The organism is Actinoplanes sp. NPDC026670, assembly GCF_040638175.1.
In the GTDB taxonomy this organism is placed as follows: Bacteria; Actinomycetota; Actinomycetes; order Mycobacteriales; family Micromonosporaceae; genus Actinoplanes.
This window is the reverse complement of the sequence record NZ_JBEZXU010000139.1, coordinates 1-8,195: the sequence shown is the minus strand read 5'-3', so window position 1 is coordinate 8,195 and position 8,195 is coordinate 1. Positions and strand designations below refer to the sequence as shown.

Genomic DNA, 8,195 nt, shown 5'->3' with positions numbered 1-8,195 from the left:
GGAGCCGGGAGCCGGGAGCCGGGAGCCGGGAGCCGGGAGCCGGGAGCCGGGAGCCGGGAGCCGGGAGCCGGGAGCCGGGAGCCGGGAGCCGGGAGGCTCCGTGGATCACGATCGGTCACCGTCGTGTCGTGTTGGGTATCGCCCGGACAGTGACGTCGGCCAACCGGCTGCTGGAGGCGTTGCGTGTTCTCGACGACGACTTCCGCGTCCAGACGGTCTTCACCGTCGATGACGGCTCGCCCTTCGCCGACGGTGTGCGAGAGACATTGCACGCTGCCGGGGCGCGGACGGTTTCCCGGGATCAGGCACGCCGGACCTCAGCGGATCTCACGGTGACCGCTACGGAGAACGCCGACCTCGATGGCCTCGCCGGGCCTGTGGTGGTGTTGCCGCACGGTGTCGGTTTCCACAAATACGTTCCCGATACGGCTGGTACCAGCACCCGCGTTTCCGGGGTCGTCCCCCGCCCTCGGGCCGAGCCACCGACCATGGTGGTGTCCCATCCCGATCAAGCAGATCAACTGGGCCGGATGGCGCCGGGAACACCGGTCCAGGTGATCGGCGACGTCACCTTGGAACGCCTGATCGCCAGCGAGCGGATGGTCCCCCGGTACCGTTTTGCGCTCGATGTCGCAGATGGGCAGCGGCTCGTCGTCCTGACCTCGACGTGGGGTTCGACCTCGTTGTGGGGGACGCTGCCCTGGCTGCCGGGTGAGTTGATGAAGTCCCTGCCCTACGACGAGTACCGCACGGCTTTGATCTTGCACCCCAATGTCTGGTTCGGCCATAGTCCGTGGCAGGTCCGTGCCTGGCTGGCCGAAGCTCTGGACGCCGGCCTAGCGCTGGTCCCGCCGCACGAGGGATGGCAGGCCACAGTGGCCGCCGCAGATGTGATGGTGGGAGACCACGGCTCCGTGACACTGTTCGGCGCGGCACTCGGCAAGCCTCTTCTACTGGCCGCGTTCGGCTCCGAGGTCGTACCCGGCACGGCAATGGCCCACCTGGGTAATGTTGCCGCCCGCCTCGATCCGGAGCAGAACCTGCAGCAACAGCTGGATGCAGCGAAACCGGTCGAGGGAATCCGGGAGTCGGCGTTCGCCGGGCCGGAGGGCTCCACACAGAAGTTGCGACAACTGTTCTACGACAGGATGGGATTGCCTGTCCCGGGCCGGCCCGCAAGGGTACGTGCGTGGCCGGACCCCTACCCGGAGCGCCGCGAGCCCGGCTCGTTCGTGGTGTGCACCGACCTAACCGCGCCCGGGACGGTAGTGGTTCGTCGCCATGCCCCCGGCGGGCCGGCAGAGAAGCCGGAGGCGCTGATCCATCATTGGGCCGCGTACGACGATGAACCTGATCAGGATGCCGTCGCGAATGCCGCAGTGGTGGCGAGCCGGCACCGTCGCGACGCCCACGAGCTGCTGCGCTGGCATCCCGGCGCGACCTGCGCCGGTGTGGCCGACCGGGTGTTACTGCGGGACGGCACGTCCGTCAGCGTCGTCGTCGATGTGCCAGTGGATCCGATGTTTCCTGCCCTCGCCGTCTACGCGATGTGGGCCGCCGGCCTGCCGCTGTCGGGCACCGTGCGGCTGGTGGTCGGGCCCCGCGTGTTCAAGGTGACTCTGGGATGATCCCGCGGTCCTCGAGAGCGGCCAGTCGTTGTAGCAACGGCGCGTGTCGCGGGTTGCCTCGCGCGGCCAGCAGGTCGGCGGCCTTCGCCAACGCCCGGTGGGCACCGGCCGGGTCGCCGAGTTGTTCAGCGATGTCCGCCAGCACCTGCAACGCCTCGGCTGCGTAGTGGGTGGCGTTGCGCCGCAGCAGGACCTGGATCGCCTCGTCCAGTACCGGGACCGCACGATCAGGTGCGCCCTGAGCCGCGTATCCGGCGCCGAGACGGATCCCGACCCGCGCGGCCATCCGCTCGTCTGCCAGTTCCTGGCCGAAGACCCGGAGCAGCCGTTCGTACTCGGTGACTGGCTCCCGGTCTGTCACACCGGCTAGGAAGAACGCGGCCAAGGCCGCGCCACGTCGATCCCCGGCGGTCTCGTTGAGGCGCAACGAGTTCCGGTACGCGTCCGCGGCCTCACCGCGGTGACCGGATTGTTCTAGGTATCGTCCCCAGAACTCCCAGACTGATGCCAGCAACAGCAGGTTCCCGGCTGCTTCGGCTTGTTCCAGCGCCGTCTGCAGGACACGCTTGGCCGCCGGCAGGTCGCCGAGGTCCAGGAACCCACGGGACGCGAGGGCGTTCAGCCGGGCCTGCACGTCGACACGGCCCTCGACGGCAGCGGCCTTCACGCCGATCTCGCAGAGTTTGATCAGGTCGCTGGAGCTGCGCCGGTTGAGCGACAGCGCTGCGATGACCTCCGCGAGCTGCCAGACGCCCTCGGCGTGCCCGGACCGGGCGCCATGGTCGAGTGCGACCATCAACGCGGGCCATTCGTCGTCGACCCAGTCCTGCGCGGCGGCGGCGTCAGCGAACGGGCTGGTCTGCCCGACGACGAAGTCCTCCAGCGGCACCAGTCGCAGCCGGTCGGGGTGCAGCAGCAGCTGATCGGCGAACAACGCCCGCATCGTGAAGCAGTCGAGCAAGCGCGCGACCGCCTCGCCCACCTGCGCCGACGGCAGGCGACGGCCTCGGCGCCGGGCCGCCCGCCTCCCGCGTTCGGGCATTCGGAACCGTCGGGCCGGCAGATCCACCGCCAAATATCGGCTGTGCAGCGCCATCACCGCGGATAGGCCCGCGGCCTGCTCGCCGCCGAGCAGCGCGGCCACCGATACGGCGGTGAAGGTCGGCAACGGCACCGCGCCGAGCAGGCAGAACGCGTTCTGCGCGCCGACTGGCAGCTGGTCGTAAACCGCGGCGACCAGCGATTCGAGACGATCGTCGCCATCCGGCTCCAGATCCTCCACGAGTTCCCGGACGGTCAACGACGGGAAGTCGGCCAGCCAGCCACCCACAGTCCGCAGCCCGGCAGGCAGCCCACCACAGATTTCGATCAAGGCAGTGGTGGCGGCCGGGTCGGCGTCGACTCGCTCGTCACCTACCATCGCAGCCAGCAGCGCACGTGCGTCACTTTCGTCGAGCGAATCCAGCTTCACCGAGACGGCACCCCCTCGTGCGATGAACCGCCCCGGCGGCTGCGCGACCGTGGCGAGGACGACGCTGCCCGCAGCTCGTGGCAGCAGGTCTTCGATCTGTGCCGGCTCGGTCACGCCGTCCAGCACCAGCAGCACCGGCTGCCCCGCGGTCCATGTCTGCAGCATCGCTCGCCGTTCGTGCAGCTTTTCTGGAATCGCTGTGGCGCCCAGGCTCCGCAGACAGTGGGCGAGCATCTCGCCGGTCAGGGCAGGCCCGTCGGCGTATTGCTGCACCGACCGGACATCGACCCACAACTCGCCACCCGGAAACTGCGGCGCCAGCCCACAGGCAACCCGCGACAGGGCCGACTTGCCCACGCCCTCGGGTCCGCTGACCACCACCACGTGCACACCGGTGCCCGCCCCGGCGAGCGGTCCGTCGATCATCACCTTGAGCGGAACCGCACGATCAATGAACAGGGCGTCCGCGGGACGCAGCTGACGGGGGACCCGCGGCTTTTGCGCCGGAACGCTGGTTACGATGTCGCCGATCATCTGCTGGATCTGCACGACGGTATGCGCTTCACCGGAGAAGTCGTTGCGCTGAATCGGCACCACGGTGTGCGCTTCACCGGAGAAGTCGTTCGACACCCTGCACTCCTCGCCACCGGTCGCGTACGTCACCTCACCGTACGCGACTAAAGAGATCGACGGCTGAGGGTGTCCGATCACGACAGTCCAACGCGGCAACCGCCGGACGGGCATTGACAGATACGGCTACCCTCCGCTCATGGAACCGTTCACGGTAGAGGCGATAGCCGCCGTCGTCGCCGCCCTGCTCGGCGGTGCCGCCGGTGAGGCAGGGAAAGCCACCTGGACCAGCCTGAAAGGCTTCGTCACCGCCCGGTGGGGACCCGAATCGCCCCCGGCCGCCGCGTTGACTGCGGCCGAGGAGACCCCACGCGATCCCGCAACGGTCCAGGCCCTCGCCGGGCTCCTGCACGACGCCGCAGACCGTGAACCGGAAACCGCGGACTGGCTCGACCGCTGGATGGCTCAGGCCGGCACCGTCACGAACGCGTCCGGAACCGCACACAACACCATCAGCGGCAACGCGAACATACGAACCGCCATTCAGGGCTACCAGTTCACCGGCGACATCAACCTCAACTGATCATCGCCGTGTGCAGCGGAGCCCGCTGATACGAGCCGCACGGGACGGTTCCCATGTCGGCCTAGACATCGGCGACGATCACCGGAACATATCGTCGGTGTCGGGCGTGCCGGAGTAGCAGTGGGCGAGGAGTTCATCAGGCGGGTCAGCGAGGACGCCAATGGTGGCGTCGGTGCAGACGCGGCGGCGGGTGACGAAGGTCCCGGTCCGGCCCGGGAAAGGTCCCGAAGCCGGTGTTCCTCCTCAAGATCCAGGGCCCGAGCCCGATACTGCTGCTATGCGACCCACTGCGCCTTCCGTGTGGATACGCCACCGTGCCACGGCGCTGTGGCTCGTTCACGGTGCGCTCGTCGCGGTGTACACGGTCATCTGTGTCCTCGCCGACACCGGCTCCGCCGCCGGTGACAGCGACCTGGCTGTTCTGCTTGCCAACATCGTCTATCTGGGGCCCGCCGTGCTGGCCGCGGCCGGGGCACGCCGGACGGCCGGTCCCGTCCGGCGAGTGTGGTGGCTGCTGGCGGCTGGCATGCTCGCCTACGCCGCCGGCAACAGCTACTGGTACCTGCGCGTGCGCTACCTGGATCCCGTGCCTGCGGCGACGCTGTCGGACCTGCTATGGCTGGCGTTCTATCCGTGTTGCGGGGTCGCGCTGATCCTGCTGCTGCATCACCGTCTTCCCCGTCTCGGCGCGGCCGCCTGGCTCGACGGGGCGATCGCCGCCGGCGCGGTCTCCGCGCTGGTCTCTGCCCCGCTGCTGGCCACCGTTCCGCCGTCACCGCAAGCCTCGATCGGCGAGGTCCTCGTCAACGTCGCCTATCCCCTGTCCGACGTTGCCGTGGCCGGCTGCCTGCTCGGCGCCTGGGCCCTGTGCGGATGGCATGCCGACCGGGCCATGCTGCGGCTGATCACCGGGATGGCCGTATTCGCGACCGCGGACGTCGTCAGCATGGTCACACAGTGGCGGGGCACGGAAGCGCCCACGTCCCTGGACCTGTTGTGGGTCGGCGGGCTGACCCTGCTGGCCCTGGCCCCCAGCAGTCCCGATCGCCATTCTGCCGTTACCAGGAGCACAGGCGGCACCGGATCAAGTACCGCGGTTCCGGCGGTTCTGGCCTTCCTGTGCCTGGGCCTGCTGGCCGTCGACGCGTTCAGCGACCGGGCGGTGGCACCGGTCAGTGGGCTGCTCGCCACCGCCGCGATCGGCGCGACCATCATCCGGATGATGGTCAGCGTCCGCACCGCCGCCGCGCTCAGCACCGCCCACCGGCAGGCCCGCACCGATGACCTGACCGGTCTGGCGAACCGACGCCACTTCGTCGAACAGCTCGACGATCTCCTGGCCACCGGTGCCGGCGGCAGCCTGGCCGTCGCGCTGCTCGACCTGGACAGGTTCAAAGAGGTCAACGACAGTTTCGGCCACGACGTCGGCGACAACCTCCTGACGAAGGTCGCCGCCCGGCTGCGGACCATCCTGCCCGAACATGTCCTACTGGCCCGCCTCGGCGGCGACGAGTTCGGCCTGCTCATGCCCGACACCGGCCGTGCCCGGCGGCTCGCCACCGAGGTGCACACCGTCCTACGGGACCCGTTCGTGCTGCCGGAAGTCGACCTGCACGCCGACGCCAGCATCGGCGTCGCCGTCTTCCCCGACGACGGTGCCGACCGGCCCACCCTGCTGCGCCGCGCCGATGTGGCGATGTACGCGGCGAAAGCCGGCCACGGCGGAGTCGCCTTCGCGACCGGCCTCGACGACCAAGCCCGTTCCCGGCTGACCCTGCTCGAAGAACTACGCTCCGGGATCGGCCGCGGCGAACTCGTCCTGCACTACCAGCCCAAGGTTGCCGTGACCTCCGACCGCCGTGTCTGCGGTGTCGAAGCCCTCGTCCGCTGGCAGCACCCCACCCGTGGCCTGGTCTACCCCGACGAGTTCCTGCCCGTGGCGGAGAACGCCGGCCTCATCGCATCGGTCACCACCGCCGTCCTCGACCTCGCCTGCCGGCAGAGCCGCGCCTGGCGCGACCAAGGGCTGCCGGTCTCCGTCGCGGTCAACCTGTCCGTCTCTGACCTACGTGACCCGCTGCTGCCCCAACAAATCGCCGGGCTGCTGCACCGCTACCGCCTGCCGGCCACCGCCCTCGACCTGGAAGTCACCGAAAGTGTCCTCATGACCGACGCCGACACTGCGCTGTCGCTGCTCAGCACGCTGCGGTCGATGGGCATCAGGATCGCCGTCGACGACTACGGCACCGGCTACTCCAGCCTGACCTACCTGCAGATGTTGCCCGTCGACGACCTGAAACTCGACCGGGCGTTCGTCAGCCGCTGCGGGCACGACTCCCGCAGCGCCGCCATCGTTCAGAGCACCGTGCAGCTGGCACACAGCCTCGGTATGCGCATCATCGCCGAAGGCGTCGAAGACGACGACATCTTCACTCAGCTACACCGATATGGATGTGACCTGGCCCAGGGGTACGGCATCGCACGACCACAGAACGCCGACGTCACCACCGCATGGCTTCGCCGGCAGTCCTCCACCGATGCGGTCGTGACGGCTGCGGCCCACGACTGACCGACGCCGCTGCCCACGGAACCGACAACGCGTCCTGGCCGTGGTGGTGGTCCACGGGCGGGTGGGCGTGGGAGGACCGCCGGGGGTGCGACCATCTCTGCTGCGGATGCCCGCCCTTGTTCCGGCTCGCCGGCGAGTGGAGCCGTTCGTGACCGGGTGACTCGCACCGTGCCAGGTATCAGAAACCGGTGCTGCGGGCGGTGGCGTCGCTGTGGAGGCCGTACTCGCGGACGGGCCACGGCCCGCCCGAGAGCTACACCCGATGAGGTTTCGTTCACCGCCACGTTGACCTGCGGACACAACCCTCAGCGACGGTTGAGGAATCACGCTTTGACTGCGAGGCCCCGCGTACGTCAATAGCATCCGATCAAGGTGTCATCGCAACGAGAGGACCACTTCTGTGACCGCCGTTTCGGACAACCGGGCCATCGAGCTCGATCAGCAGGAACTCGTGCGGAGGCTCGCCGCTCCGGACGATGCCGAGGTCGCGAGCCTCGACGCCTGGTGGCGGGCCAACAACTACCTGACCGTCGGGCAGATCTACCTCCAGGGCAACCCGCTGCTGCGCGAGAAGCTCACCTCGGAGCACATCAAGCCGCGCCTGCTCGGCCACTGGGGTACCAGCCCGGGTCTGTCGTTCGTCTACGCCCACGTGTCGCGTCTGATCAAGCAGACCGGGCAGCAGGCCATCTACCTGGCCGGCCCGGGTCACGGCGGCCCGGCCCTGGTCGCCGCGGGCTACCTGGAGGGCACCTACTCCGAGGTCTATCCGAAGGTGGATCTGTCCGAGGGCGGCCTGCTCAAGCTGTTCCGCCAGTTCTCCAGCCCCGGCGGCATCCCCAGCCACGTCAGTGTCACCACGCCCGGCAGCATCCACGAGGGCGGCGAGCTCGGCTACGTGCTGGTGCACGCCTTCGGCGCGGTCATGGACAACCCGGACCTGCTGGCCATCGCGGTCGTCGGTGACGGCGAGGCCGAGACCGGCCCGCTCGAAGGCTCCTGGAAGGGCATCTCCTTCATCAACCCGGAGCACGACGGCGCGGTCCTGCCGATCCTGCACCTCAACGGCGCGAAGATCGCCGGCCCGACCGTGCTGGCCCGCAAGGACCCGGCCGAGGTGCGCAAACTCCTCGAGGGCCACGGCTACGACGTGATCGAGATCGAAGGCGCCGATCTGCCGGGCATGCACCACCGGTTCGCGGCGGTGCTCGCCGAGGCCTGGGGCAAGATCAAGGACATTCAAAACCAGGCCCGCGGCGGTACGTGGGACGGCAGCCGCCCGCATTGGCCGCTGATCGTGATGCGCACGCCGAAGGGCTGGACCGGCCCGGAGAAGATCGACGGCATCACCGTCACCGGCACGTGGCGCTCCCA

At 69.1% G+C, this 8,195-nt stretch carries 4 protein-coding genes and 1 pseudogene; 4 read left to right on the top strand and 1 reads right to left on the bottom strand.

Features of this window, described 5'->3' with window-relative positions; translation table 11 throughout:
- Nucleotides 1-128 precede the first annotated feature (128 nt).
- Complete coding sequence (locus AB0E94_RS52180; RefSeq protein WP_360344247.1) at nucleotides 129-1,628, top strand: hypothetical protein; 1,500 nt, start codon at nucleotides 129-131, stop codon at nucleotides 1,626-1,628.
- Here AB0E94_RS52180 and AB0E94_RS52175 read toward each other — a convergent pair.
- On the bottom strand, nucleotides 1,609-3,810 hold the full coding sequence (locus AB0E94_RS52175) for an NB-ARC domain-containing protein (RefSeq protein ID WP_360344244.1): 2,202 nt from the start codon (nucleotides 3,808-3,810) through the stop codon (nucleotides 1,609-1,611). The genes AB0E94_RS52180 and AB0E94_RS52175 overlap by 20 nt on opposite strands.
- Before the next feature lie 58 nt (nucleotides 3,811-3,868).
- Between AB0E94_RS52175 and AB0E94_RS52170 the strand changes: the two genes are divergently transcribed.
- From AB0E94_RS52170 to AB0E94_RS52160, 3 genes and pseudogenes are all read left to right on the top strand, one after another.
- Nucleotides 3,869-4,252 (top strand): hypothetical protein, encoded by a 384-nt coding sequence (locus tag AB0E94_RS52170; protein ID WP_360344241.1) that lies wholly within the window; start codon nucleotides 3,869-3,871, stop codon nucleotides 4,250-4,252.
- 355 nt (nucleotides 4,253-4,607) lie between these two features.
- A complete protein-coding gene (locus AB0E94_RS52165; protein WP_360344238.1) occupies nucleotides 4,608-6,821 on the top strand; it encodes an EAL domain-containing protein in 2,214 nt (737 codons plus the stop codon).
- 451 nt (nucleotides 6,822-7,272) lie between these two features.
- Nucleotides 7,273-8,195, top strand: a pseudogene (locus AB0E94_RS52160) (phosphoketolase); the annotation flags it as partial.